Genomic DNA, 24,822 nt, shown 5'->3' with positions numbered 1-24,822 from the left:
TGGCGGGAACTTCCGGCGGGGACTCCGGCGGGATCTGACCGCCGGAATCCGCGATTGTCGCCGGGCGGCGACCCGCCCGGACAGCCATCGGGGTTATCTCCCCGCGGCAGGCTCTGTCAATGCAGGGGGAGCTCGATGGTGGCGGCCAGCGGCGCCTCGTCGATCCGCGCGGCGCTGGCGACGATGAAGGCCCGGCCGGGCTGGGTCGCCAGGTCGGTCAGGGCGCCCCACAGGCGGCGGACCGAGCCGGCGTCCAGCGCGGCGGTCGGCTCGTCCAGCAGCACCAGCGGGCGCCCCGAGGCGAGCGCCGCGGCCAGCCAGACCTTGCGCTTCGAACCCGTGGAAAGCATGTACATCGGCTTGTCGATGTGCGGGGGCAGGGAAAAGCCCTCGACCAGGGCCTGCCAGAGGTCTTCGTCGAAGTGCGCGTCGCCCTCGCGCAGGGTGGCGGTACAGGCCCGCGCGGTGACCTGGTCGAAGCGGTCCGTTGACGGGTCGACGAAGAACACGCTGCGGCGGTAGGCCTCGGGTGCGGCGTCGAGGCTGGTGCCTGCGACTGTCAGGCGGCCTTTGGCGGCAGGCAGTACACCTGCGATCACCTGTAGCAGCGCCGACTTGCCGGCGCCGGTGTCGCCGTACAGCAGCGTGACGCCGGGGGCGATGGAGGCGCTCCAGCCGGCGGCGATGGCGGGCTGGTCGGGGTAGGCGAAGACGATGTCCTGAAGACGGAGGACGGGGGAATGCGAGGGGGTGTTCACGAGGCGAGGTTGTACCTCATCGGATGCGCGCTGGCGTGGCATGCAATCTGCTTGGAAGAAAACCATCCAGGAGAAATGCCGGCTCGATGCGTCGAGTTAGTGCATTACCGAAGGCGATAGCCCATAACGCTCAGGTCCCAAGACTGGATTTTTTCAACGCTGGAGAGCGCTGCCCGGAACCACCCACGGTTCCGAGGGCGGCCGCCGAAGGGGCAAGCCATGCGCGATGAGCGTGCATGGTGAATCTCTCAGGCCAAAGGACAGCAAGGGCATCCCGTGCCAACGCGCGGGGTGTCCTTGTTCGCTTCCGGAGCCTGTTGTCATGACTTTCATCCGAACGCCTCGCGCGCCGCTGCCATCGGCTCTGCCGTGGCGGTTGCATGCGCATGGCCGAAGCCTTGCATTCCTTCCTTTTTTTCAACCGGAGAACTGAAAAATGCTGTCGAAACGAAACCTGATGAAAACCATCCTCGCGGGCGCGGTGTTCGCGGCCGCCGCGGCGACGAGCTTCGCGCAGGATGCCGGCAAGGTGCTGCGTCTCGTGCCGCAGTCCGACCTGAAGATCCTCGACCCGATCTGGACCACCGCCTTCATCACGCGCAACCACGGCTACATGGTCTACGACACGCTCTTCGGCGTGGACGAACAGGCCAAGGTGCATCCGCAGATGGTCGACAAGTACACGACCAGTGCCGATGGCAAGACCTGGAGCTTCACGCTGCGCAAGGGCCTGGCCTTTCATGACGGCAAGCCCGTCACCTCCGAGGACGTGATTGCTTCGCTCAAGCGCTGGGGCCAGCGCGACGGCCTGGGCCAGAAGATGTTCACCGCGCTCGACAAGGCCGAGCCGATCGACGCCAACAGCTTCAGGCTCGTCTTCAAGCAGCCCTTCGGCATGGTGCTCGAAGCGCTGAGCAAGCCCTCGTCGAACCCGCCGTTCATCATGCCGGCGCGCGTGGCTGCCACGCCAGCCGACAAGCAGATCGACGACGCCACCGGCTCCGGCCCCTACATCTTCAAGAAGGACGAGTACCGTCCCGGCGAGAAGATCGTCTATCTGAAGAACACCAAATACGTGCCGCGCGCGGAGGCGCCTTCGGGCACGGCCGGCGGCAAGAACGTGTACGTCGACCGCATGGAGTGGATCATCCTCAAGGACGCGCAGACGCAGGCCAATGCGCTCGCCAACGGCGAGGTCGACATGATCGAATGGCTGCCGCCGGAGCAGTACGCCGCGCTCAAGAACAACCCCGCCATCACGGTCGACAACCCGATACCGAAAGGCTCGTTCGCGCTGCACCTGAACCACGTCATTCCGCCTTTCGACAACCCCAAGATCGCGCAGGCCGCCATCATGGCCATCAACCAGGAAGCGCTGATGCGCGCCCAGATGGTGCACAAGGAGCTCTACAACAGCTGCGCCTCCGTCTATCCGTGCGGTAGCGCCTTCGCAAACGACAAGACCGGCTATTTCAACGGCAAGCCGCAGTTCGAAAAAGCCAAGGCGCTGCTCAAGGAGGCGGGCTATGACGGCAAGCCGGTGGTGCTGATGTACCCAGCCGACTTCGCGCTGCTCAACAAGTTTCCGCCGGTGATGGCGCAGTTGCTCAAGCAGGCCGGCTTCAACGTCGACATGCAGTCGATGGACTGGCCCACGCTGGTCACGCGCCGCGCCAAGAAAGACCCGGTCGACAAGGGCGGCTGGAACCTCTTCATCACCGGCTGGGGCATTGCCGACAACATCAACCCGATGTTCTACGCACCGCTCACGGGTAACGGCGAGAAGGGCTGGTTCGGCTGGGCCACCGACGACAAGCTGGAGCAACTCAAGTCAGAGTTCCTGGCGAGCGCCGACGAGCCCAAGCGCAAGGAACTGGCCACGGCCATCCAGCAGCGCGTGTACGACACCGGCATCTATGCGCCCATCGGCGAGTACAAGCCGCTCACGGCCTACCGCAAGGGCGTGGTGAGCGGCGTGGTGCGCTCGCCGGTCGGGGTGTTCTGGAATCTGAAGAAGAACTGAGCCCACGGGACCGCCACCCATGCTGCTCTTTCTAGCGCGACGCATTCTCTCGACCGTGCCGGTGCTCGTCATCGTCGCGCTGATCGTGTTCCTGATGCTCCGGCTCGCGCCCGGCGACCCGGCCGCCGCCATCGTGGGCGACAGCGGCACCAGCGAGAACATCGCCCGCGTGCGGGAGCAGCTGGGGCTCAACCAGTCGCTGCCCGTGCAGTTCTTCCACTGGAGCCTCCAACTGCTGCAGGGCAACCTCGGCGAGTCGTACTTCATGAAGAAGACGGTGGTCGAGCTGATCGGCCAGCGCATCGAAGCCACGGTGTCGCTCGCGGCCGTGACGCTGGTCGTGACCATCCTCGTCGCGGTGCCGCTCGGCGTGATTGCCGCTTGGCGCCATGGTGGCTGGCTCGACCGGATGCTGATGGGCTTTTCGGTCATGGGCTTCTCCATACCGGCCTTCGTGATCGGCTACGTGCTCATCTGGATCTTCGCGCTGCACCTGCAGTGGCTCCCGGTGCAGGGGTACCAGCGGCTGAGCCAGGGGCCGCTGCTGTGGATCAAGCACCTGATCCTGCCGTCGATCACGCTCTCGGTCATCTATGTGGCGCTGATCGCGCGGGTCACGCGTGCGGCCGTGGCCGAAGCGATGACCGAGGACTACATCCGCACCGCGCGTGCCAAGGGCATTTCGGAAAGGCGGGTGTTGATGCGGCATGCGCTGGCCAACGCGGCCATTCCCATCGTCACGGTCATTGGCATCGGCATCGCGCTGCTGATCGGCGGCGTGGTGGTCACCGAAACGGTGTTCGCCATTCCGGGGCTCGGCCAGCTCACGGTCGATGCGGTGCTGTCGCGCGACTTTCCGCTGATCCAGGGCATCACGCTGTTCTTCTCCGTCATCTACGTGCTCATCAATCTGCTGATCGACCTGAGCTACCTGGTGTTCGACCCCCGCATCCGCTATTGAAGTGAACGGAAACACCATGACCGATTCGACCCTTCCCCTTGCGGCCGTGGCAGACATCGCGGTCGAACCGCTGGCGCCCCCCAGGCGCCGCTCGCTGCTCAAGCGCATCCTGGCCGACTGGTCGGTGCGCGTGGGCGGCAGCGTGTTGCTGCTGCTGGTCCTGATATCGCTCGCGGCGCCCTGGCTTGGCACCATCGACCCCACGGCCATCGATCCGGGCAGCGGCAACCTGCTGCCCGGCACCCGCGGCGAGTTCAACAGCCTGGCCGGCGACACCTTCGAGCATCTGTTCGTCATGGGCACCGACAGCCTCGGGCGCGACATCTGGAGCCGCACGCTCTACGGTGCGCGCGTGTCGCTCACGGTCGGCATCGCGGTGGCCGCGCTCGCCGTGGTGTTCGGCATGCTTGTCGGGCTGCTGGGCGGCTACTTCCGTCGCGTCGACGGCGCGATCATGCGGTTGATGGATGGCGTGATGGCCATCCCCGGCATCCTGTTCGCGATCAGCCTCGTCGCGTTGTTCGGCGGCAAGCTGCTGACGGTGGTGGTCGCCATCGCGGTGCCCGAGATTCCGCGCGTGGCGCGGCTGGTGCGCTCGGTGGTGCTCACGGTGCGCGAGGAGCCGTACGTCGAGGCGGCCATTGCGCTCGACACACCGACCTGGAAGATCCTCACGCGGCACATCCTGCCGAACGCGATTGCGCCGCTGATCATTCAAGCGACGTATGTGTGCGCCTCGGCGATCCTGGTGGAGGCCATCCTGTCCTTCCTCGGCGTGGGCCTGCCGGCGGACATGGCGACCTGGGGAAACATCATGGCCGAGGGCCGCGCGCAGTTCAACCAGTACCCGCACAACGTGCTGTTCCCGGGCATCTTCCTGGCGCTCACGGTGCTGGCGGTGAACATCCTGGGCGACGGGCTGCGCGACACGCTCGACCCGAAATTCAACAAGCGCGGAGGCTGAACATGGCACAGACACCTGTTCTCTCCGTGCGCGACCTGGCCATCACGCTGCCGCGCGGCGGCGACCGGCCTCATGCGGTCGACAGGATTTCCTTCGACGTGCCGCCCGGCAAGATCGTCTGCCTGCTCGGCGAATCGGGCTCGGGCAAATCGGTCATCGCCAATGCGGTGATGGGGCTGCTGCCTTCAGGCCTCTTGCCGGTGCGCGGCGTCATCGAGCTGCAGGGCGAGAACCTGCTCGCCGCCTCTGCCTCGCGGCTGCGCCAGCTGCGTGGCCCGTCGATGGCCATGGTGTTCCAGGAGCCGATGACCGCGCTCAACCCCGTCATGACCTGTGGCGCACAAGTCGACGAGATGCTCGCGCAGCACCTGCCGGCGGGCGCGGCCGAGCGGCGGCAGAAGATCCTCGCGATCATGGCGCGCGTGCAGCTGCCCGAACCCGAACGCATCTACGCCTCGTATCCGCATCAGCTCTCGGGCGGCCAGCGCCAGCGCATCGTGATCGCGATGGCGCTGATCCTGAAGCCTGCGCTGCTGATCTGCGACGAGCCGACCACGGCACTCGACGTGACGACGCAGGCCGAGATCCTGCGATTGATCCTCGAACTTCAGACCGAGAACGGCACCGCCGTGCTCTTCATCACGCACGACTTCGGCGTGGTGGCCGAAATTGCCGACGAGGTGGTGGTGCTGGAGCTGGGCGCCATGATCGAGAAGGGCGACAAGATGGCGGTGCTGACTGCCCCGCGCGAGCCCTACACGAAGATGCTGCTCGATGCGGTGCCCGAGCTTTCCGCGCACAAGCGCCCGCCGGTGGCGGACGCCTATCCGCTGCTCAACGCCGTCGACATCTGCAAGACCTACATCACGGGCAGCTGGCCCGGCAAGCGCCGCACGGTGAAGGCCGCGCGCGACGTGTCGCTCGCGGTGCGGCCCGGCGAAACCGTGGGCATCGTGGGCGAATCGGGCTCGGGCAAGTCGACGGTGGCGCGCTGCATCGCACGGCTGATCGACCCGACCTCGGGCGACATCTTTGCCGACGGCCGGTCGGTCGCGCATGCCAAGGGGCGCGCGCTGTCGCCGTTCCGGCGCACGGTGCAGGTGATCTTCCAGGACCCGTACCGCTCGCTCAATCCGCGGCAGACCGTGGGCGCGTCCATCATCGAAGGGCCGGTCAACTTCGGCATGCCGCACGACAAGGCCTGGGCGCGCGCCGAGGAGCTGATGCGGCTGGTGCGGCTGTCGCCCGATGCGTTGCGCCGCTACCCGAGCGAGTTCTCGGGCGGGCAGCGCCAGCGCATCTCGATTGCGCGCGCACTGGCCTGCGACCCGCAGGTGCTGATCGCCGACGAGGCCGTGTCGGCGCTCGACGTGTCGGTGCAGGCGCAGATCCTGCGGCTGCTCGACGAGATCCAGCAACGGCTGAAGATCGGCATTCTCTTCATCACCCACGACCTGCGCGTGGCCAGCCAGATCTGCGACAGCGTGATCGTCATGAGCCAGGGCGAGATCGTGGAGCGCGGCTCAGTGCGCGACGTGTTCTTCGCGCCGCAACACGACTACACACGCAAACTTCTGGCTGCCGCGCCCGGCCGCGACTTCGCCTTTGCACGCAGTTGAAATTCCTTCGTTCCCACGTCAATGAAAAAAAGGATTCCATGAAAGTCTTCATCGCCGGTTTCCAGCACGAAACCAACACCTTTGCGCCCAGCAAGGCGGACTGGGCTGCATTCAACAAGGGCTCGAGCTTCCCGCCGTACCGGCGCGGCGCCGCGATCATCGAGGCCTACACGGGCAAGAACATTCCGGTCGGCGGCTTCATCGACGCGGCCGGCGAGAACGGCTGGTCGCTCGTGCCTTCGGCATGGGCCGGCGCCACGCCGTCCGCGCATGTCACCGAGGATGCCTTCGAGCGCATCTCGGCCGCGATCACCGAGGACCTGGCCGCGGCGTTGGCGGCGGGTGGACTCGACGCGGTCTACCTCGACCTGCACGGCGCGGCCGTGACCGAGCACCTCGAAGACCCCGAGGGCGAACTGCTGGCGCGCATCCGGGCGATGGTCGGCGACGACATGCCCATCGTTGCGAGCCTCGACCTGCACGGCAACATCACCGGGCGCATGCTGACCGTGGCCGATGCACTGGTGGCCTACCGAACCTATCCGCATGTGGACACCGCCGACACCGGCCGGCTGGCCGCGAAGCTGCTGGCGCGGCGCATGGCACGCGGCTCGCGCGAGCCGCTGCACGTGCGGCGCCTGTCGTTCCTGCTGCCGCTCAATGTGCAGTCGACCATGATCGAGCCCGCTGCAACGATCTACCAGCTGCTCAAGTCGCTCGACACCACCCACGACGCGGTGCTGAGCTTCGCCACCGGCTTCCCGGCCGCCGACATCGCGGAATGCGGGCCGGTGGTGTGGGGCTACGGCGACGATGCCGAAGTGGCCGTGTCGACGCTGTTCGCGCGCATCGATCAGCCACGCGCGCAGTGGCGCCTCGACCTGCTGGAACCGCGTGAAGCGGTGGCGCGCGCGCTCGAACTCGCGGAGAGCGCGAGCAAGCCCGTCGTCATCGCCGACACGCAGGACAACCCCGGCGCGGGCGCGGACAGCAACACCTCGGGCATGCTGCATGCGCTGCTGGCCGAAGGCGCGGGCAAGCGCTATCCGGGGCAGGTGGCGCTGGGCCTGATGTTCGACCCGGCTGCCGCAGACGCGGCCCACGTCGCCGGCGTGGGCGCGCAGGTCGAACTCTCGCTGGGCACGCAGGTGCCGACCTGGGGTGGTCAACACAGCGACGCGCCGGTAAAGGGCATCTTTACCGTGCGCGCGCTCAGCGATGGCCAGGTGCTCGCGAAGGGGCCGATGTCGCGCGGGTCGATGGTGTCGCTGGGCGCCAGCGCCTGCCTGGAAATCGACGGCGTGCTGATCGCCGTGGCCAGCGGCAAGAGCCAGATGCTCGACCGTGAGTTCTTCCGCTACCTGGGCATCGAGCCCGAGGCGATGAAGCTGCTGGTCAACAAGAGCTCGGTGCACTTTCGCGCCGACTTCGCACCCATCGCCAGCACCATCCTGGTCGCCAAGGCGCCGGGTCCGATGGCTGCCGACCCGGCCGATCTGCCGTGGACGCGGCTGCCCGCCACGATGGCGCTGCAACCCTGATCGATCGAAGAATCCTTCCCCTTCAACCTCAGAGAAAACGATGCCGCAGAACGCACAGCACTACCTTGAGTACATGAGAAAGAACGCCGCCGAGTTCGTCACGGTGCGCCAGCAGATCCACCAGAACCCCGAACTCGGTTTTGAAGAGTTCGGCACCAGCAACCTGGTGGCCGAGCGCCTCACGGCCTGGGGTTACGAAGTCGAGCGCGGGCTCGGTGTGACCGGATTGGTTGGCCGCCTGAAGCGCGGCGGCGGCTCGCGCGCCATCGGCATCCGTGCCGACATGGACGCGCTGCCCATCGAAGAGAAGACCGGCCTGGCCTACCGCAGCGGAAGGCCCGGCATCATGCACGCCTGCGGCCATGACGGCCACACCGCGATGCTGCTTGGCGCCGCCAAGTACCTGGCGCAGCACGGCGAGTTCTCGGGCACGCTGAACCTGATCTTCCAGCCGGCCGAGGAGGGCATGGGCGGCGCCGTGAAGATGATGGAAGACGGCCTGTTCGACAAATACCCCTGCGATGCGGTCTACGCCATGCACAACTCGCCGGGCCGCCGGCAGGGCGACCTGGTGTTCCGCGAAGGCGCGGCCATGGCCTCGTCGGACTACGCCACCGTCACGCTCACCGGCGTGGGCGGGCACGGCGCCATGCCGCACCGCACGGCCGACCCGATCGTTGCCGCATCGAGCATCGTGATGGCGCTGCAAACCATCGTGTCGCGCAACGCCGATCCGCAGGAGATGTCGATCGTCACCGTCGGCGCCATCCATGCCGGCAAGGCGAACAACGTGATTCCCGAAACCTGCACGCTGGAGATCAGCGTGCGCTCCCTCGACCGCGAGGTGCGCGTGCTGCTCGAAAAGCGGCTGAAGGCCATCGTCACTGCGCAGGCCGAGAGCTTCGGCGTGAAGGCGCACATCGACTACCGCAAGGGCTACGCGGTGCTGGTGAACACGCCGGACGAAACCGAATTCGCGCGACGCATCGGCCGTGAGCTGGTCGGCACCGAGCACGTGGAGCCGCAGGGCCCGGCTGTGACTGGCAGCGAGGACTTCGCCTTCATGCTGGAGAAAAAGCCCGGCTGCTACCTGTTCATCGGCAACGGTGCGGCGGGCGAGCACGGCGGCTGCATGGTGCACAACCCGGGCTACGATTTCAACGACACCAACCTGCCGATCGGTGCCGCCTACTGGGCGCTGCTGGCCGAAACCTACCTGCAGTGACCGTCAGTGCCGGGGCACGGTCGTGGCGCCCACGTACAGCGTGCGCCCCGCGCCCAGCCCCGCGATCACCAGCGCAATGCCCAGCCCGACGAAGAGCCACGCCGAGGCGCGGAAGCTGCCGGTCCACCCGTGCAGCAGCCCCGCCAGCAGCGGCCCGCAGGCGGCCACCATGTAGCCCACGCCCTGCGCCATGCCCGAGAGGTGCGCGGCGACGTGCGAGTCGCGCGAGCGCAGCACGATCATCGTGAGCGCGAGTGCGAAGGTGCCGCCCTGCGCGATGCCCAGCAACACGGCCCACGTCCACACCCAGGCCCCGCCCAGCGGCGCGAACAGCATCGCCAGCATCGCGCTCACCGTGAGCAGCGCCAGCACCACGCCCAGGCCGCGCTGGTTGCGCAGCCTCACGGCCAGCGCCGGCACCACGAGGCAGGTCACCACCTGCGTCATGACCGACAGCGACACCACGTAGCCGGCCATCTCGCCGCCGAGCCCGCGCTCGCGCAGGATCGGCGCGAGCCAGCCCATCACGATGTAGGCGAGGGCGGACTGCAGCCCCATGAAGAGCGTGACCTGCCACGCCAGCCGGTCGCGCCAGAGGCCCTGCACGGTAAAGCCCGATTCGCTCGCGACCGGCTTGAGCGGCAGCGCCTGCGGCGCCCAGATCAGCGTGACCAGCAGGGCCGGCACGGCCCACATGGCGAGGGCGTAGGTCCACCCGCCGCCCAGCGCATGTTCGAGCGGCACGGTGAGGCCCGCGGCGCTCGCGGCGCCGCCGCACACGGCCATCGTGTAGAGGCCCATCATCAGCGCCGCCTGCCTGGCGAAGTCGCGCTTCACGAGGCCCGACAGCAGCACGTTCGACACCGCGATGCCGCTGCCCGCGATGGCCGAGGCCAGGAACAGCAGCGGGATGTTGCCCGTGCCGCGCAGCACCGTGCCGACCAGGATCAGCACCATGCAGCCGAGCAGCGTGCGCTCGGTGCCGAAGCGGCGGCCGAGCCAGGGCGCGAGCGGCGCGAAGACACCCAGGCACAGGATCGGCAACGTGGTCAGCAGGCTCGCGGCCGTGGCCGAGAGGCCGGTGGCCTGGATGATTTCCGGCAGCACGACCGAGAGGCTCGCGAACACCGGCCGCAGGTTGAAGGCGATCAGCACCACGCTGGCGCCGAGCAGGATGCGGCGGGCGAGGTTGGGTGTGGGAGTAGGGCGCGGCGCGGGCTGGCTGTCGACCTCGGCGTCGACCAGCAGCTCTTCGGTGGTGCTGGGGTGCGAGGGCTGGGTGCGGTGCGCGGTCCCGCCGCTCAAGGGAATCGCGCTCATTGGAATACCTTCGTGCTTCGCACTGCGGTGCGAGCTTGCCTGGGGCGGCCCGGCGCGGCGCTCATGCTGTCCTCAGCGCCAGCATGTCGAGCATCGGCGCCATGAAGTCGCGCACGGCGGTGGCGGCGCGCTCGGGGTCGCGGCTCGCGATGGCTTCGACGATGGCGCGGTGCGCGGCCTCGTCGGGCTCGGGCAGGCTGGTGCCCATGGTGCTCGCGATGGTTTCCTTGATGTAGCCGGTGATGAAGCGGCAGGTCTCGGCCAGCGCGAGGTTGCCCGAGATGTCGACGATGGCCAGGTGAAAGGCGAGGTCGCGTTCGATGAAGCCGTCGCCGTCGTCGTCCGCATCGGGCACGCCGCGCTTGTCGAGCAGGGTGTGCAGGCGGCGCAGGTCGCGGGCGGTGTGGCGCACCGCGGCGAGCCGCGCGGCCTCGACCTCCAACGCGCGGCGCACCTCGAACTGGTCGCGCAGGCTCGCCAGGCGCATCTTCTGCAGGCTGGCCGAGGGGTCGTAGCCCGAGCGCACGTAGGTGCCCGAGCCCTGCCGCACTTCGAGCAGCCCGCGCGAGACCAGCGTTTTCACCGCTTCGCGCACCGTGCCGCGGCTCACGCCCAGCAGTTGGGCGAGCTGTGGCTCGATGGGAATGCGTGCGCCGATGGCCCAGCGGCCGGCGGAGATTTCGTTGCGGATGCTGTCGGCGGCGGTGTCCGCCAGGGAGGTTCGGGGGGCTTGGGCGAGCATGTCTAGCGGTGCCTATTCATTGAATCATTGGATGAATTTTGGCACTCGCGAAAAGCCGCAGTCGGCCTCATGGGCTCTTCGCCCTCCGGCCCTCCACCGGGGTCAGCGGTTCTCGAGGCTGGCGGGCTTCGTCCGCGGCGGCGCCTGCCGCGGGTCGTCCAGCTGCGCCATCAGCTCGGCAACCGCGCCCGCCACGCGGTCCTGCTGCTCGGACACGGCGTCCGCGTAGACATCGATCTGGTTGTCAATGTTCAGCTCGCGCCGGATCGCCACCATGATCGGCTGCATCTTCGTGTTGATGGCCTGCAGCCCCAGCATCAGGCTCTTGACGAATTCGCCGTGCAGCGCATGCCGCTCCACGTGCAGGGCTTGGCGCGTCTCGCTGTGGTCGCGCAGGAACTTGGTCTGCGTGTCGAGTGCGAGGTCGAGCGCGCGGCGCCTGGCCTCGTCGCTTTCGGCGTTGCCGGAGGGAACGAACTGGTCGATGGCCGAGAGCGCGCGCTTCTGCTCGGCCAGCGCGCCTTCGCAGAGGGTCGTGTAGAAGTCGATCTCGCTGAGCACCTGCTGGATCGGCTGGGCCGCGCCGATCAGCTTGAAATGCAGCGCGCTGAAGGTGCCGATGAGGTCGGACACCAGTGCGGAGGTCTTGCTTTCCGACACCATCTGCAGCTTGGCGGCCGCCGCGAAGAAGCCCTGCAGCGGCTGCGCCGCATCGGCCTTGTTGAGGTCCGCGATCGGCAGCGAGCTCAGGTAGGAGCTCGCATGCACGAACTGGTCGATCGCGTGCAGGTACACGTCCCGGCGCAGGTCGGCCAGCCGCTGCGCGGCCTTCTCGTCCTTGTCGTGCCGCAGCTGCCGCATGAAGTGCCGCGCGTTGTCCCGGTTGGCCACCTTCACGCCCCACAGGGCCAGCGCCGCCGCGATCAGCGCGGCCCAGAAGACATCGGGCACTTTCCGCAGGATGCCGAAGATGACGCCCGCGAAGACGAGGAAGTCACCCCAGAGTGCGGTCAATGAATCCATAAGGAGGGCCGTGGGAGTGGGAGGCGGCGCCATCCTAAGGCACTCGCGAGGCGGTGGATAGCTGGCGTTTGACCGGATGGGTAACCCGCTACCAGCTGCCCGACGCCCCGCCGCCGCTGCTGGAGCCACCCCCGCCGCTGTCGGAGGACGAAGACGACGAAGAGCTGTCCGATGAGCTGCTGCTGCTTGAAGAACTGCTGCTCCATCCGCTGTCGCTGCTATCGCTGCTGTCATCGTTACCCCCGCCGCCGCTTCCCCCGAACGGGAAAAATGCGAACAGCAGCGCAAGGAAGGTCGCCAGCGCGGCGGGGATCCAGGTCTCGTCGGGCACCGGGCCCGGGTTCGTCTCCATCAGCATGAAGCCGAGGACGCCGAGCACGATGACCCACCGGATGAAGAAGCCCAGCTGGCTGCGCCGCCAGCTCTTTCCGATGCCGATGACGATGAGGCTCGCGAACAGCAGCACGCCGCCGCCACACATGAACCAGAGCAGGCCCCAGAAGAAGCGGTCTGCGCCGAGGTAGACGACGAGGGCGACCAGGCCCGCGATCACCACCGCGAGGCCGATGAAGAACCGGCGCGCGCCCTTGAACCGGCCCGACAGGTAGCCGACGCCATACACCAGGCTGGCGGGCGTGAGGAGAAAGAGCGGCAGCGCGAGATTCATCACCGCCAGCGCCGCCGCCGCCTGGCCGGCGACGACCAGCCCCAGCACCGTGAGCCGGCCCGGCCGCTTGCGGGGCGGCGTGTCCTGCGTTTGCAGGTCGGCCCACAGTGCTGTTGCCGCCGCGGTTTCGCGCTCGGCGGCGCGGCGCACCTTGCGGCCCCGCTTGCCCGTGCCGCGCACCACCACGCGCGGCCCGGTTCCAGTGGCGGGCGCACTGCGCCCATACCAGATGCCGACGGCAAGCGTCCAGAGCATCACACCGAGCGCGGCCCAGTTCATCTGCATGTCTTCGAGAGGCTGCATGAACGCCGCGAGCGGGTGTGGCTTCTTTTCCTCCGGCACGGGCGCTTCGGATTCGATCGGCAGCATCGCCGTGGGCGCATCGATCATCTGCGACAGCGACTGCACGGCCGCCTGGATGCCGCCCGCGTAATCGTTCTCGCGAAAGCGCGGCTTCATCTGCTGGTCGATGACGCGGGCGGCCTGGATGTCGGTGATCCTGCTTTCCAGGCCGGTGCCGACTTCGATGCGCATCCTGCGGTCTTTGAGTGCCACCAGCAGCAGCACGCCGTCGTCTTCGCCCTCGCGGCCGAGCTGCCACTGCGCGAAGACGCGGGTGGCGTACTGCTCGATGGAGTCCTCGCCCGTGGTCGGAACGATCAGCACGGCGAGCTGCGCCTGGGTGTTTGTTTCCAGCGCGGCGATCTGCTGCCGCAGGTCTGCGGTTTCCGACGACCGCAGCGTGTTCGTGAGATCGACCACGCGCGACGACATGGCGGGCACCGGCACCGGCTTCGCCTGCGCGGCCGGCAGCCCGGCCAGCATCGCGATGCCGAGCAGCAGCAGACCGAGCCAGCCGCGGAACGCCTTCACCTTCATCGGCGCGCGCTCTTCGTCACCACACCCGCGCCGCGCACTTCGAGCTTGCGCTGGTCGACCACCTTGCCGGAGGCATCGACCAGTTCGATCACATGGCGCCCAGGCCAGGGCAGCCACTGCGCGCTGTTGCCGCGCGCAAAGAATTTGCCATCGATGCGCCACTGCACGCCGCGACCTTCGGACTCGAAGCGCACGCGCTGGCGCAACGGTGGAATGTCGGGGTCGAGCGCGATGATGGTGCCGTCCGAGGGCGCGGTGATGCGCGCGGCGAAGGCATCGGTCGCCATGCCGGTGTCCAGCGCGAAGAGCGACTGCTCGGTGCCTTGCAGGAACCACTCGCTGCGCGCGGCTTCGATGGCGTTGCCGTCGGCCGCGGGGCCGAACTCCACGCGTGCCTCGACGAGGCCGGCGGGCGGCGCGGGCGCGCGGCTCGGCTCGCGGGCGTGCAGGAAGCGCATCACCTCGGCCCACACCGGCGCGGCGCCGCTGGTGCCGCTCACGTCCCACATCGATGCACCGCTCGCGTTGCCGACCCACACGCCGACCGTGTAGCGCTGCGACCAGCCCACGGCCCAGTTGTCGCGCATGTCCTTGCTGGTGCCGGTTTTCACCGCGGTCCAGAAGCGGGTGGAGAGGATGCTGTCCAGGCCGAAGGTGCGCGTGCGCGCGTTCGGGTCGGAAAGGATGTCGCCGACGATGAAGGCGGCGCGCGGATCGAGCAGCGGCGGGGCGGCCGCGGCCTTCGCCTTGTCGGCGGGCGTTGCCGGCGGCCGCGCGGTCAGCGTCGTCGTGCCGTAGCGGCCGCCGTTGGCCACCATGCGGTAGGCGTTGGCGAGTGACAGCAGCGACACCTCGGCGCTGCCGAGCGCGAGGCTGTAGCCGTAGTAGTCGCCGCTCTCGCGCAGCGGCAGGCCGGCCGCGCGCAGGCTGCGCGCGAACGATTCGGGCGACACCATCACCAGCGTGCGCACCGCCGGCACGTTCAGCGATGCGGCCAGCGCGGTGCGCGCGGAGACCGGGCCCTTGAACTGGCGGTCGTAGTTCTGCGGAATGTAGAGGCCGCTCGCGGTGCTGATCTGCGCCGACGAGTCCTCGATCAGCGAGGCCGCGGTGATCCGCTTCTCGGCAATCGCCTGGCCGTAGAGCAGCGGCTTGAGCGTGGAGCCCGGCTGGCGCAGCGCGGTCACGCCATCGACCTCGGCCGCCTGGCTCAAGGGGCCGGAGGAGCCAACCCATGCGAGCACTTCGCCGCTCGCGTTGTCGAGCACCACGAGCGCGCCGTCTTCCACGTGCCGGTCGCGCAGCTCGCGCAGGTGACGCTGCAGGGAGTCGAGCGCAAAGCGCTGCAGCGGTGCGCGCAGCGTGGTGCGGGCGCTGGTTTCCTTTCCCTTCGGCGCGGTGGCCGGAGCGGTGGCTGTCGCATCCCGCATCTCGCGCAGCACCCGCCGCGCGGCATGCGGCGCGATGCCCTCATTCGCATCGAAGGCGCGCCGCTGCACCGCCGCGCTGGTGAACATGTCGATCGCATCGCAATCGACCTTCCGCTCGGGCTCCATTGCACGCAGCACCTCGCAGGCGCGCTGCGCGACGAGCGCGGGCTTGGCATTGGGCGCGCGCACCAGCGCCGCGGCCACGGCGGCTTCGCGCGCATCGAGGCCGCTGGGCGCCTTGCTGAAGAGCGTGCGCGAGAGCGCGTCGATGCCCACGATCTCGCCGCGGAACGGCACGGTGTTGAGGTAGGCCTCCAGGATCTGGTCCTTGCGCCAGTTGCGCTCCAGCTGGGTGGCCGCCACGGTCTGGCCGACCTTCTGCGTGAAGCTGCGACCGCCGGACGCGCGGCGCAGGTCGTCGTCGAGCAGGCCCGAGAGCTGCATCGTGATGGTCGATGCGCCGCGCGTGCGCGTGTTCCATAGATTGCCCCAGGCCGCGGACGACACCGCGCGCCAGTCGATCCCGCTGTGCTCGTAGAAGCGCCGGTCTTCGCTCAGCACCATGGCCGTGCGCAGGGCCGGCGACACGTCGGCCAGCGCGATCCACTGGCCGCGCCGCACGGTGGCATCGGTGCGCACGCGCTGCAGCAGCTCGCCGTTGCGGTCGAGCACGGCGGTGTCGGAGGAGCGGAAATCGCGCTTCACTTCGTCGAAGCTGACGAGCGCCCAGGCCGGGTGCGCGCAGGCCGCGGCCAGCAGGGCCGTGGCGAGGGCCCGGCGGGTGGGCGTGAAAAGCGCAAGCAGCTGCATCGAAAGGCGAGGGGGTTGGAGACGATCTGCCTCGCATTCTCTGCGATGCACCACGGGAACCTCGCCTACTCGGGGACGGGCGGGTTGCCGCCTTGCCGGTGCGGGCGCTTCGGCCCAGAGTGACAGCAGATTCCACATCCGGTAACGAACTTCACGCGAAGGCTTCAATGGAGAAACCCAACGCGTACCGGCGTGGCCTTCAATGCCCTACCGGCTCGCTGGAGGCGAGCCCGGTTTCATAACCACTCCTAGGAGAAACGCATCATGATGATCAAGACACTGACGATCGTGCTGGCCGCATCGGCCGCCCTGGCCGGTTGCGTGGTCGCACCGTACGACAACAACCCGCCGCCGCGCGCCCAGCGCGACCGTGACCGCGACGGCATACCGAACCGCGCCGACCGCGACCGCGATGGCGACGGCATTCCCAACCGCTACGACCGCGCGCCGAACAACCCGAACCGCTGAAGCAAGAAAGGCCGCGAAGCATTGCGCTTCGCGGCCTTTTTTTTGAGTGGCCCGCCTTACCCCGGCCGGCGCGCCATCAGCGCCCACAGACCCGCCGCACTCAGCAGCGAACCCCCAGTCAGATTGAAGCGTCGCTGCGCACGCGGCGACGAGAGCAGCTTGCGCGCCGAGCCCGCAAACACCGCATACAGCGTCGCGTTCAGCGCGGCCATGGCCACGAAGGTCACGGCCAGCACCCACATCTGCCGCGTCACGTCGGCGGCCGGGCTGATGAACTGCGGCAGAAACGCCACGAAGAACACGATGCCCTTGGGGTTCAGGGCAGTCACCAGGTAGGTGTTGGCAAAGAGCTTCCAGCGCGAGGCCGGCGCCGCGGGCGCGGCCATTTCGGTGGACATGATCCCGGCGCGCATCAGCCGGATGCCCAGGTACAGCAGGTACAGGCCACCGATCCACTTCACCACCGTGAACCAGAACGCCGAGGTCGCCAGCAACGCGCCCAGGCCCAGCAGCGAGACGACCAGCGCGGTCGAATCGCCCAGCGCCACCGCGGCGATGAGCGGCACGTTGGCGCGGCGGCCGTGCGACATGGAGTAGCTGATCACGGTGAGGATGGTGGGCCCCGGAATGATCAGCAGCACGGCGGAGGCCGCGACGAAGGCGAGCCAGAGTTCGATGGGCATGAAGTTGTCTCCTGATGGTGTTTGTGTGGGTGGAAAGCGATTCTCTTCGTCAGGTGCCGATGGCCGTGCGCGCGACGTGCCAGGTGCCGCGGTGCCCGTCCACGTAGCTGATCGGCGAGCTGGTCAGATCGTCCAGTTCCACGTCGTCCAGGCAGGTCACGTTCACGCCGTAGGCGCTCGCGCCGGTCTCGGGCGAATGGCCCACGCCGAAGGAGCGCACGCTGCAGTGCCGGCACACGATGTAGTGGCTGTTGCGGGTGTCCAGCATCTGGTCGCTGAGTTCGGATTCGCCTTCGAGCAGCCGGAAGGCATCGGTCGCGACGATGGCCGGCCAGAAGCGCGTCTGGGTGCAGATGGCGCAGTTGCACCGCAGGGTGCCCAGGCTCAGGTCGATGTCGGCTTCGAATCGCACGGCGCCGCAATGGCAGCCGCCGGTGTAGGTCTTTTTCATGTGCTTGTTCGCTGCACCGTTGATCTATGGGAGCAGCCGGCAAACACCATATCAAATGCCGTGCCAACGGGCAGCGGCGAGGGCTTTTCAGGCCGGTGCGGTGCCGAAGCGGGCGGCCGACCGGGCCTTGGCGCGCTCGGCCTCGATGGCGCGGTCCTTCGGCTCGGCCGTGGTGACGAGCGAGTCGATCAGGCGCGCCGCGGTGGCGGCCACCTCGTCGACCGCGCGCTCGAAGGCTTCTTCGTTGGCCTTCGACGGTACGCTGAAACCGCTGAGCTTGCGCACGAACTGCAGCGCGGCAGCGCGGATTTCCTGCTCGGTGGCGGGGGGCTCGAAGTTGTAGAGGGTCTTGATGCTTCTGCACATGGGCGCTCTCTCCAAATTGCAGTGAATGCTTCAGTCTAGCGAAGCAGGGCCATCCTGAAGGCATCGTGGTAAATGCCGTCGATCAGGCTGGCGCGCCGCGCGAGGCCTTCATGTTCGAAGCCCAGCCGTTCGTACAGCGCCTTGGCGTTCAGGTTGTCCGCGCGGACGGCCAGTTCGATGCGGGTGAGCCCGCACGACCATGACTTGTCGATGGCAGCCTGCAGCAACTGTGCGCCGAGCCCCCGGCCGCGCGCCTCGGGCAGCAGGGCGATGCCCAGGACGCCGATGTGGGCCCGCGAGTTTCCGAAGACCGGCGACACGTCGCACCAGCCCACGACCTTGCCGTTGCCATCGACCGCCACGAAATGCGGGAAGTCCCTGGCGATCACGTTGCGGTAGAAGGCAAGCGACTGCTCCCACGGTGGCGCCTGGGTCTGTGCGAGGTACTTCTTTTCGCGCGCCACGATGTCGAGCGCCTTGTGCAGACTCTCGAAGTGGCGCTCTTCGGTGGCGACGACGGAATGGGTCATGTGCGAAGCCTCGCTTCCAGTTGCTCTTTCACGGTCGGCCACTCGTCGTCGATGATGCTGAAGCGCACCGAGTTGCGCTTGCGGCCGTCCAGCATGATCCGTTCGTGGCGGACGATACCCTCCTGCTTCGCGCCGAGCCGCAGGATGGCCGCGCGCGATTTCGCATTGATCTCGTCGGTGGTGAACTGCACGCGCACGCAGGCCATCTTTTCGAAGGCGTGCCGAAGCATCAGGTACTTGGCCTCGGTGTTGACAAAGCTCTTCTGCCACGACGCCGAGATCCAGGTGCTGCCGATCTCGAGCTTGCGGTTGATGCGGTCGATCTTCCAGAAGCGGGTCGAGCCGATGACCTGGTCGGTCTCGCGCAGCACGGTGACATAGGCCATCACGTGGCCGGCTGCCTGACCTTCGAGCGGGGTGCGCAAGTAGGCGTCGATGGTCTGGGCTGAGGGGACGACGGTGAACGGCAGGTTCCAGAGTTCGCCGTCGGCGGCGGCCGCCACAAGGGCGGAGGCGTCGGAGGCCTGGAGGGGCCGCAGGATGATGCGGCGACCGACGAGGGGCTGATGAGACGGGGGCATGCGCTGAAGATAGCGCAAGCTGCTCCCTCACCCCAACCCTCTCCCGCTCGCGGGAGAGGGGGCAGACCATCAGCGCAGCGCTTGCTCCACCGCCAGCGCCACGGCCGCAAGCCGCGCATCGTCGCCGCGCACCGACGACAGCATCAGGCCCACTGGCAGCTCACCGGACGCATGGCACGGCAGGCTGAATGAACACCCGTCGAGGAAGTTGATCGCGAAGGTGTTGCGCAGCAGCAGGCCGTTGGCCTGGAAGAAGGCGGCATCTTCGGCCAGCGACGCGATGGGCGGCGCGACGATCGGCACGGTCGGGCAGACCAGCGCATCGAAGCCTTCGAGCGCGTGTCCGACACGGCCGATCCAGTCGCGGCGGCGGTCCTGCATGACGATGTAGTCGGCGGCGCGCACCTCGGTGCCGAGCGCGATGCGGGCGGCCACGCGTGAATCGAAGCCTTCACGTTTCGCGGCGAAGCGCTCGCGGTGCACAGCCGACGCCTCGACCGGCGAGAAGCCGCCGGGCGCATTGATCGACGCGATCTCTGCCAGTTCGGCCAGCGTGATCTCGACCACCTCTGCACCTGCCGCCGACAGCGCCTGCACCGACCGCTCGAAGGCACGCGCCACCGCGGGCTCGATGCCATCGAACATCAGCGTGCGCGGCACCGCAAGGCGCAGGCCCTGGAGCGGACGCCGGCGCACCGCGAGGGGCGCATCGGCAATGGCCGCATCGGCAACGAGGCAATCTTCGACGCTGTGCGCCATCGCGCAGACGGTGTCCAGCGAACGCGCGAGCTCGAAGGCGCCCGTGCGCGGCACGCGCGACTGCGTGCTCTTGAAACCCACGAGCCCGCACAGCGCGGCCGGGATGCGGATCGATCCGCCCGTGTCCGACCCCAGCCCCGCGACCGCGAGACCCAGCGCCACCGACACGGCCGCGCCCGAGGACGAGCCGCCCGGAATGCGCGGCGTGCCCGCATCGGCCGGGTTGCGCGGCGTGCCGTAGTGCGGGTTGATGCCCACGCCCGAGAACGCGAACTCCGTCATGTTGGTCTTGCCGACGATGGCCGCGCCCTGCGTGCGCAGCCGCGCCACGGCCACCGCATCGCGTGCGGCCGGCGGTTCGCCTGCGCAGACGGCAGAGCCCGCCATCGTGGTTTCGCCCGCGACGTCGTACAGGTCCTTGACCGACACCGGCAGGCCCGCGAGCGCGCCGAGCTGCACGCCGGCCTTCTGCGCCGCATCGGCATGCCGCGCTGCTGCGAGCGCCGCATCGGCGTAGGTCTTCGTGAACACATGCTGCGCCGAGGGCAGCGCGGCCGCGTCGAGCACCTGCTGGATCAGCGCTTCGTGCGACAGCTCGCCGCGCGCAATGCGTTCGCGCAGGGCGGCGATGGTGAGGTTGCCAGTGCCGCGCATCAGGCCACCACCGGCAGTGCGTTCACCGCGTAGCGATGCACGATGCGCCGCTGCAGGCGCGGATCGCGCAGTTCGATTTCCATCTGCGCGGCGGGGCGGATGCCTTCGCCTTTCGAATTCGGCAGCGCACCGAGCGTGCCGCAGGTCATGAACAGGCCCTCGGGCGCGGCGCTCGTGCCGGGCATGCCGTCGCGCAGCGCGGCCAGCGGGCGGATCGACGCGAGCGTGCCGCGCTGGTAGTCCACCCAGCGGCCATCCTCGAAGATGCGCGAGTGCAATTCGATCTCGTCCTGGTGCGCCTGCACATCGCGCCAGCGCCAGGCCACCTGGGCCACGGGCTTGGCGCACATCTGCTTGGAGACGGCCACCGAGTAGCTCTCGACCTGGCGGTCGGTGTGGTCCGAGGCCACGCTCAGCCACCACTCGCCCTCCGAGAAGAAGAACACGGGCTCGGCCTCGCCGGAGCTCTGGTCGCCCAGCGCCTCGATGGCGGGCGACTGGGTCAGCAGTTGGGACGCCACCCGGTAGTACAGCGGCACGCTCGAAGGGCGCGGCACGCCGATGGCGGCCAGCTCCTCGATGTGGTGTTCGATGGCCGCGACGTCGCGGCCGGTCCATCCCGCCACCACCAGCGCGGTGGGTTGGACGGAGCGCAGTTCGATGGCGCGCGCGCCGTCGGCGCTCACGGTTTCGCAGGCAAAACGCAAATGCATGTCTGTCTCAGGCTTCCAGGGGTTTCTTGGCGGTTTCGCGGGCGATGAAGAGCGCGACCAGCGTGATGCACAGCGCGCAGGTCACATACAGCGATACGGCCACCGTGCTGCCCCACGACTTGAACAGGCTCGCGATGATCAGCGGCGCGAAGCCGCCGCCCAGGATGCCGGCCAGCGTATAGGCCAGCGAAGAGCCGGCATAGCGCACGCGGCCCGGGAACTGCTCGGTCACGAAGGCCGCCTGCGGGCCATACATCATGGCGTGGATCAGCAGGCCGACCACCACTGCCGCGCAGATGGCGACCGGGTGCGCGCTGTCCATCAGCACGAAGAACACGAAGGCCCACACGATGCCCAGCAGCGCGCCGGCCATGTAGACCGGACGACGGCCGATGCGGTCGGACAGGCTGCCGAACCACGGCACCGCAATCGCGTTGCAGGCCGCGCCGATCATCGTGGCGGTGAGCGCGAGCGGACGCGACAGGTGCAGCACCGTCGTCACGTAGGTCAGCGTGAACACCACGACCAGCGCGTACAGCACGTCGGAGCCGATGCGCGAGCCGCCGGCCACCAGCAGGCTGCGCCAGTGCTGCGTGAACACCTCCTTGATGGGCGTCTTGGCGGTGGCCTTCTTCTGTTCCATCTCCAGGAACACGGGCGTCTCGTCCACACCGCGGCGCAGCCACAGGCCGAACAGCACCAGCGCGACGCTGGAGATCAACGGCAGGCGCCAGCCCCAGGCCTGGAATTCTTCAGGGCTCAGCCAGGCCGACACGATGGCGATGAAGCCGGTGCCGATCAGCGTGCCGCACGACGGGCCGACCTGCGTGAACGAGGCGTTGCGGCCGCGCTCGTCGGGCTTGCCGTGCTCCATCGACAGCAGCACCGCGCCGGCCCATTCGCCGCCGAGCGCCACGCCCTGCACGAAGCGCAGCGCGACCAGCGCCACCGGTGCCCAGATGCCCCAGGTGGCATAGGTCGGCAACAGGCCCATGAGGCCGGTGGACACACCCATGATGACCAGCGTGGCCACCAGCACGAAGCGCCGGCCGAGCCGGTCGCCCAGGTGCCCGAACACCACGCCGCCCAGCGGCCGCGAGATGTAGCCGACCGCGTAGGTCGAGAACGCGAGGATGGTGCCCGTGAGCGGGTCGAACGATGGGAAGAACACCGCGTTGAAAACCAGCGCGGCCATGATGTTGTAGACGGTGAAGTCGTACCACTCCAGCGTGGTGCCGATGGAGCTGGCCATGGCGAGCCGGCCCATCTTGGGCGGTGCCGCGGCGGTGGCCGGGGCGGTGAGAACGTGTTCGGTCATGGAAATGCCCTTGTTCAATGGAGAGAGGAAAGTCGGGAGGCGTGAGATCAGTTCAGCTCGGCCGCGCTCAGCTTCCAGCCGAGTGCGAGCAGCCAGCCGGTGGCCGGGTCGGCATCGAGCGCGGCGGCTGCCGCGGTGCGTGCGGTGCGCGCGGCATCGGCGCTGCTGGTTTCGATCACCAGCATCGGCTGCAGCACGCGGCCTTCGGTGGATTCGCGCGGCAGCGGCGTGCTGAGCGTGGTGTCGGGTGCGAGCAGGTACGACTGCACGAAGCCTGCCTGCTCGGCGAGCTGGCGGCCGGCTGCCGCGGCGCGTGCGACCAGCGCCTCGACATCGCTGGTGACTGCGAGCGGCAGCACGACCGCATGGCTGCCGCTGCCGAAGCCCGTCACCGCCCGCACGGCGCACACGCGGCGGATCGGCTGGCGCATGCGGTCGAGGTTGACGATGGACCACGGCGTCTGCTTCTCGAACGCGGCGCGGTAGCCCGGCGAGCCGAACACGGCCAGCGATTCGGCGCGGTACAGCCCCAGGTACTTGCGCCCGCCTTCGAGCGAGAAGTAACGCGCACCCGAGAGGAAACCGGGGATGCGCACGCGCTCTTCCACATGCTCCCTGTCGTACCAGCGGTTGAAGTCGGCCTCGCCGGCCGGCTCGACGTCGGACGCGACGAAGAGCATGCCGTTCGCGTTCGCTGCGGGGGAAGAAGAGTCAGGTGTGTTCATGGCGACGGAAGAAGAGGCGGGCCTTCGAAAAATGAAGGCGCGATCTTCCGTCGCGGGGGCGGACTGTCACAAACGAGTTTTTTTGGGCGACAGCCACAAGAATTACTGGCCCCTTTTCGGGGCCGGAATGCGCCAGCTTGAGGGTTAACCCTCTGAGGCTGCGCTCCAGGTTGGTGCGATTGCCGAGGTCGTGAACTGGTCGGAGGCCCGGCAGGCCAGTTCGGCCACGAGCCGGATGGCGTCGGAGTCGGCCGCCTCCAGATGGCTCACCACGATGCGCTGCGGCGAAATGAGCGCATCGCATTCGATGATCCGTACGTCGCCGATGGCCACGTATTCATAGCAGGGCGGCAGCGGCACCAGCGCATTGCCGAAACCCGCCTTCACCAGCCGCGCGAGCGCCGAGATCGAGCTCACGCAGTGCACCTTGCCCAGCGGAATGCCCGCCGCGCGAAAGAGGTTCTTGAGCGCCTCGTGCGGCTGCGAGCCGGGGCTCATGGTGAGCACGGGCTGGCGCAGCAACTGCTCGACGGTCTGCGTGCCCTCGGCGCTGACCGGGCCGACCCAGCCCATCGGCATTGGCAGGCACGGCGTGCTCACGATGCCCGCGCCGGCGATGTGGTCGGTCTGCAGCGCGATGTCGAGCGCGCCTTCGCGCAGGCCCCGGTGCAGGGCGAGCGTGGTCTCGGAGGTCAGCTGCACCTCGATGCCCGGGTAGGTGGAGCGCAGGTTGGTGAGAAAGCCCAGGAGCCAGGTGTGGACCACCGTTTCGATGGCGCCGATGCGCACGAGCCCGAGGATGTCGCCGCGCGGTCGGCCGAGCGAGACGATCTCGCGGCGCAACTCGAGCAGCCGCTCGCCGTAGTCCATGAGCCGCACGCCCACGGGCGTGAGCCGCAGCTCCCGCGCGTCGCGCTCGAAGAGGCGCGCGCCGATGTCTTCTTCCAGCGAGGCCACGCGGTTGGACACGGCCGCCTGCGTGATGTGGAGCCGGTCGCTCGCCGCGCGAAAGCTGCCGAGGCGTGCGGCCCAGAGGAAGGCTTCGACAAATCTTGTATTCATGAGGGCACCTGCGGGGCATTTTGCCCGCAACACCCTTGTATGCGGGGATGTCGCGTGAAGCCGCAGGCGGGTTCGCCGCCAATCGATCAGCTCTCGTCGATCAGCCCGCGCTCGAACGCCTGCTGCTCGTTGCCGAAGATCGCCATCGCGGTGCGCATGCGTTTGAAGCCCAGCTTTTTGTAGAAGGGCTCTTTGCCCGCCACCGCATACAGGATGATCTTGCGGTGCCCGCGCGAGAGCTCGACGAGCTTCGCGACGATCGCCTTGCCGAGGCCGATGCCCTGGCAGTCCGGATGCACTGCGACATCACAGATGTAGGAGCAGTCCAGGCCGTCGGCCACTGCGCGACCCGCGCCGACCAGCCGGCCATCTTCATAGACGAGGCATTTGAAGAGACTGTTGGAGAACACGACCTGCAGGTCGGCCGGCTTCTTGGTGCCGAGCGGGGCGATCTCGTAGAGGCGGGAGAGCTCGTTCCAGTCGAGCGCTTCGAGCGTGTGGCGCCATTCGAGGGGCGCAGCAGCAACACGCTCGCCGTCCATCTTTCTTC

The 24,822-nt window shown here is 68.2% G+C and carries 24 protein-coding genes and 1 riboswitch; of the genes, 7 read left to right on the top strand and 17 right to left on the bottom strand.

The features are described from left to right. Positions 1-116: 116 nt before the first annotated feature. Complete coding sequence (locus NU688_RS24485; protein WP_257863421.1) at positions 117-824, bottom strand: ATP-binding cassette domain-containing protein; 708 nt, start codon at positions 822-824, stop codon at positions 117-119. A gap of 83 nt (positions 825-907) precedes the next feature. Then, a riboswitch (glycine riboswitch) is annotated at positions 908-1,032 on the top strand. A 162-nt stretch (positions 1,033-1,194) separates the two neighbouring features. On the opposite strand from NU688_RS24485, the gene NU688_RS24480 reads away from it, so the two are divergent. The 6 genes from NU688_RS24480 to NU688_RS24455 all read left to right on the top strand — a co-directional run bounded on the left by NU688_RS24480 (position 1,195) and on the right by NU688_RS24455 (position 9,091). After that, positions 1,195-2,781, top strand: a complete 1,587-nt coding sequence (locus NU688_RS24480; protein ID WP_257863420.1) for an ABC transporter substrate-binding protein — start codon at positions 1,195-1,197, stop codon at positions 2,779-2,781. Positions 2,782-2,800: 19 nt separating this feature from the next. Next, on the top strand, positions 2,801-3,742 hold the full coding sequence (locus NU688_RS24475; protein WP_257863419.1) for an ABC transporter permease: 942 nt from the start codon (positions 2,801-2,803) through the stop codon (positions 3,740-3,742). Between the two features lie 16 nt (positions 3,743-3,758). Continuing rightward, positions 3,759-4,706, top strand: a complete 948-nt coding sequence (locus NU688_RS24470; RefSeq protein WP_257863418.1) for an ABC transporter permease — start codon at positions 3,759-3,761, stop codon at positions 4,704-4,706. 2 nt (positions 4,707-4,708) lie between these two features. Beyond that, complete coding sequence (locus NU688_RS24465; RefSeq protein WP_257863417.1) at positions 4,709-6,325, top strand: ABC transporter ATP-binding protein; 1,617 nt, start codon at positions 4,709-4,711, stop codon at positions 6,323-6,325. A gap of 38 nt (positions 6,326-6,363) precedes the next feature. After that, positions 6,364-7,866: a M81 family metallopeptidase gene (locus tag NU688_RS24460; protein WP_257863416.1), complete on the top strand. Its 1,503-nt coding sequence runs from the start codon at positions 6,364-6,366 to the stop codon at positions 7,864-7,866. Positions 7,867-7,939: 73 nt separating this feature from the next. Continuing rightward, a complete protein-coding gene (locus NU688_RS24455) occupies positions 7,940-9,091 on the top strand; it encodes a M20 aminoacylase family protein (protein ID WP_374684686.1) in 1,152 nt (383 codons plus the stop codon). A gap of 3 nt (positions 9,092-9,094) precedes the next feature. Here NU688_RS24455 and NU688_RS24450 read toward each other — a convergent pair whose 3' ends face one another. The 5 genes from NU688_RS24450 to pbpC all read right to left on the bottom strand — a co-directional run bounded on the left by NU688_RS24450 (position 9,095) and on the right by pbpC (position 15,962). Beyond that, positions 9,095-10,411: an MFS transporter gene (locus NU688_RS24450; protein ID WP_257863414.1), complete on the bottom strand. Its 1,317-nt coding sequence runs from the start codon at positions 10,409-10,411 to the stop codon at positions 9,095-9,097. A 61-nt stretch (positions 10,412-10,472) separates the two neighbouring features. After that, positions 10,473-11,153, bottom strand: coding sequence for a FadR/GntR family transcriptional regulator (locus NU688_RS24445; protein WP_257863413.1), 681 nt, complete (start codon positions 11,151-11,153; stop codon positions 10,473-10,475). Positions 11,154-11,255: 102 nt separating this feature from the next. Beyond that, a complete protein-coding gene (locus tag NU688_RS24440) occupies positions 11,256-12,176 on the bottom strand; it encodes a hypothetical protein (RefSeq protein WP_257863412.1) in 921 nt (306 codons plus the stop codon). 88 nt (positions 12,177-12,264) lie between these two features. After that, positions 12,265-13,722 (bottom strand): TPM domain-containing protein, encoded by a 1,458-nt coding sequence (locus tag NU688_RS24435; RefSeq protein ID WP_257863411.1) that lies wholly within the window; start codon positions 13,720-13,722, stop codon positions 12,265-12,267. Further along, positions 13,719-15,962, bottom strand: a complete 2,244-nt coding sequence (gene pbpC, locus NU688_RS24430; RefSeq protein ID WP_257863410.1) for a penicillin-binding protein 1C — start codon at positions 15,960-15,962, stop codon at positions 13,719-13,721. The genes NU688_RS24435 and pbpC overlap by 4 nt, the downstream gene beginning before the upstream one ends. Positions 15,963-16,226: 264 nt before the next feature. On the opposite strand from pbpC, the gene NU688_RS24425 reads away from it, so the two are divergent. After that, positions 16,227-16,430: a thrombospondin type 3 repeat-containing protein gene (locus NU688_RS24425; protein WP_374684683.1), complete on the top strand. Its 204-nt coding sequence runs from the start codon at positions 16,227-16,229 to the stop codon at positions 16,428-16,430. Positions 16,431-16,486: 56 nt separating this feature from the next. Here NU688_RS24425 and NU688_RS24420 read toward each other — a convergent pair whose 3' ends face one another. The 11 genes from NU688_RS24420 to NU688_RS24370 form a co-directional block, all read right to left on the bottom strand. After that, complete coding sequence (locus tag NU688_RS24420; protein ID WP_257863409.1) at positions 16,487-17,113, bottom strand: LysE family translocator; 627 nt, start codon at positions 17,111-17,113, stop codon at positions 16,487-16,489. A gap of 49 nt (positions 17,114-17,162) precedes the next feature. Beyond that, the gene (locus NU688_RS24415) at positions 17,163-17,564 is read right to left on the bottom strand and encodes a GFA family protein (protein WP_257863408.1); all 402 of its coding nucleotides are present in this window, start codon (positions 17,562-17,564) and stop codon (positions 17,163-17,165) included. An 87-nt stretch (positions 17,565-17,651) separates the two neighbouring features. After that, a complete protein-coding gene (locus NU688_RS24410; protein ID WP_257863407.1) occupies positions 17,652-17,930 on the bottom strand; it encodes a DUF2277 domain-containing protein in 279 nt (92 codons plus the stop codon). 35 nt (positions 17,931-17,965) lie between these two features. After that, positions 17,966-18,460: a GNAT family N-acetyltransferase gene (locus tag NU688_RS24405; protein ID WP_257863406.1), complete on the bottom strand. Its 495-nt coding sequence runs from the start codon at positions 18,458-18,460 to the stop codon at positions 17,966-17,968. Beyond that, positions 18,457-19,041 (bottom strand): GNAT family N-acetyltransferase, encoded by a 585-nt coding sequence (locus NU688_RS24400; RefSeq protein WP_257863405.1) that lies wholly within the window; start codon positions 19,039-19,041, stop codon positions 18,457-18,459. Before NU688_RS24400 ends, NU688_RS24405 begins: the two co-directional genes overlap by 4 nt. A 69-nt stretch (positions 19,042-19,110) precedes the next feature. Next, positions 19,111-20,454, bottom strand: a complete 1,344-nt coding sequence (locus NU688_RS24395) for an amidase (RefSeq protein WP_257863403.1) — start codon at positions 20,452-20,454, stop codon at positions 19,111-19,113. Continuing rightward, the gene (locus NU688_RS24390) at positions 20,454-21,167 is read right to left on the bottom strand and encodes a DUF2848 domain-containing protein (protein ID WP_257863402.1); all 714 of its coding nucleotides are present in this window, start codon (positions 21,165-21,167) and stop codon (positions 20,454-20,456) included. Before NU688_RS24390 ends, NU688_RS24395 begins: the two co-directional genes overlap by 1 nt. 7 nt (positions 21,168-21,174) lie before the next feature. Then, entirely contained in the window at positions 21,175-22,485 is a 1,311-nt protein-coding gene (locus NU688_RS24385) for an MFS transporter (protein ID WP_257863401.1), read from the bottom strand. 47 nt (positions 22,486-22,532) lie between these two features. Beyond that, positions 22,533-23,210 carry a DUF4286 family protein gene (locus NU688_RS24380; protein ID WP_257863400.1) on the bottom strand — a complete coding sequence of 226 codons (678 nt, stop codon included), beginning with the start codon at positions 23,208-23,210 and terminating at the stop codon, positions 22,533-22,535. Between the two features lie 144 nt (positions 23,211-23,354). Beyond that, entirely contained in the window at positions 23,355-24,272 is a 918-nt protein-coding gene (locus tag NU688_RS24375; protein ID WP_257863399.1) for a LysR family transcriptional regulator, read from the bottom strand. Between the two features lie 86 nt (positions 24,273-24,358). Then, complete coding sequence (locus NU688_RS24370) at positions 24,359-24,814, bottom strand: GNAT family N-acetyltransferase (RefSeq protein WP_257863398.1); 456 nt, start codon at positions 24,812-24,814, stop codon at positions 24,359-24,361. Positions 24,815-24,822: the final 8 nt, after the last annotated feature.

The organism is Variovorax sp. ZS18.2.2, assembly GCF_024701975.1.
In the GTDB taxonomy this organism is placed as follows: domain Bacteria; phylum Pseudomonadota; class Gammaproteobacteria; order Burkholderiales; family Burkholderiaceae_C; genus Variovorax.
This window is presented reverse-complemented; position numbering and strand designations above follow the sequence as displayed.

Coding starts and splice junctions, on each gene's coding strand:
- NU688_RS24370 (WP_257863398.1), bottom strand. CDS start 24,814: ATGGACGGCGAGCGTGTTGCTGCTGCGCCCCTCGAATGGCGCCACACG.
- NU688_RS24405 (WP_257863406.1), bottom strand. CDS start 18,460: ATGACCCATTCCGTCGTCGCCACCGAAGAGCGCCACTTCGAGAGTCTG.
- NU688_RS24485 (WP_257863421.1), bottom strand. CDS start 824: ATGGTTTTCTTCCAAGCAGATTGCATGCCACGCCAGCGCGCATCCGAT.
- NU688_RS24440 (WP_257863412.1), bottom strand. CDS start 12,176: ATGGATTCATTGACCGCACTCTGGGGTGACTTCCTCGTCTTCGCGGGC.
- NU688_RS24465 (WP_257863417.1), top strand. CDS start 4,709: ATGGCACAGACACCTGTTCTCTCCGTGCGCGACCTGGCCATCACGCTG.
- NU688_RS24455 (WP_374684686.1), top strand. CDS start 7,940: ATGAGAAAGAACGCCGCCGAGTTCGTCACGGTGCGCCAGCAGATCCAC.
- NU688_RS24445 (WP_257863413.1), bottom strand. CDS start 11,153: ATGCTCGCCCAAGCCCCCCGAACCTCCCTGGCGGACACCGCCGCCGAC.
- NU688_RS24385 (WP_257863401.1), bottom strand. CDS start 22,485: ATGACCGAACACGTTCTCACCGCCCCGGCCACCGCCGCGGCACCGCCC.
- NU688_RS24470 (WP_257863418.1), top strand. CDS start 3,759: ATGACCGATTCGACCCTTCCCCTTGCGGCCGTGGCAGACATCGCGGTC.
- NU688_RS24480 (WP_257863420.1), top strand. CDS start 1,195: ATGCTGTCGAAACGAAACCTGATGAAAACCATCCTCGCGGGCGCGGTG.
- NU688_RS24380 (WP_257863400.1), bottom strand. CDS start 23,210: ATGAACACACCTGACTCTTCTTCCCCCGCAGCGAACGCGAACGGCATG.
- NU688_RS24390 (WP_257863402.1), bottom strand. CDS start 21,167: ATGCATTTGCGTTTTGCCTGCGAAACCGTGAGCGCCGACGGCGCGCGC.
- NU688_RS24435 (WP_257863411.1), bottom strand. CDS start 13,722: ATGAAGGTGAAGGCGTTCCGCGGCTGGCTCGGTCTGCTGCTGCTCGGC.
- NU688_RS24400 (WP_257863405.1), bottom strand. CDS start 19,041: ATGCCCCCGTCTCATCAGCCCCTCGTCGGTCGCCGCATCATCCTGCGG.
- NU688_RS24425 (WP_374684683.1), top strand. CDS start 16,227: ATGATGATCAAGACACTGACGATCGTGCTGGCCGCATCGGCCGCCCTG.
- NU688_RS24460 (WP_257863416.1), top strand. CDS start 6,364: ATGAAAGTCTTCATCGCCGGTTTCCAGCACGAAACCAACACCTTTGCG.
- pbpC (WP_257863410.1), bottom strand. CDS start 15,962: ATGCAGCTGCTTGCGCTTTTCACGCCCACCCGCCGGGCCCTCGCCACG.
- NU688_RS24395 (WP_257863403.1), bottom strand. CDS start 20,454: ATGCGCGGCACTGGCAACCTCACCATCGCCGCCCTGCGCGAACGCATT.
- NU688_RS24420 (WP_257863409.1), bottom strand. CDS start 17,113: ATGCCCATCGAACTCTGGCTCGCCTTCGTCGCGGCCTCCGCCGTGCTG.
- NU688_RS24450 (WP_257863414.1), bottom strand. CDS start 10,411: ATGAGCGCGATTCCCTTGAGCGGCGGGACCGCGCACCGCACCCAGCCC.
- NU688_RS24475 (WP_257863419.1), top strand. CDS start 2,801: ATGCTGCTCTTTCTAGCGCGACGCATTCTCTCGACCGTGCCGGTGCTC.
- NU688_RS24410 (WP_257863407.1), bottom strand. CDS start 17,930: ATGTGCAGAAGCATCAAGACCCTCTACAACTTCGAGCCCCCCGCCACC.
- NU688_RS24415 (WP_257863408.1), bottom strand. CDS start 17,564: ATGAAAAAGACCTACACCGGCGGCTGCCATTGCGGCGCCGTGCGATTC.
- NU688_RS24375 (WP_257863399.1), bottom strand. CDS start 24,272: ATGAATACAAGATTTGTCGAAGCCTTCCTCTGGGCCGCACGCCTCGGC.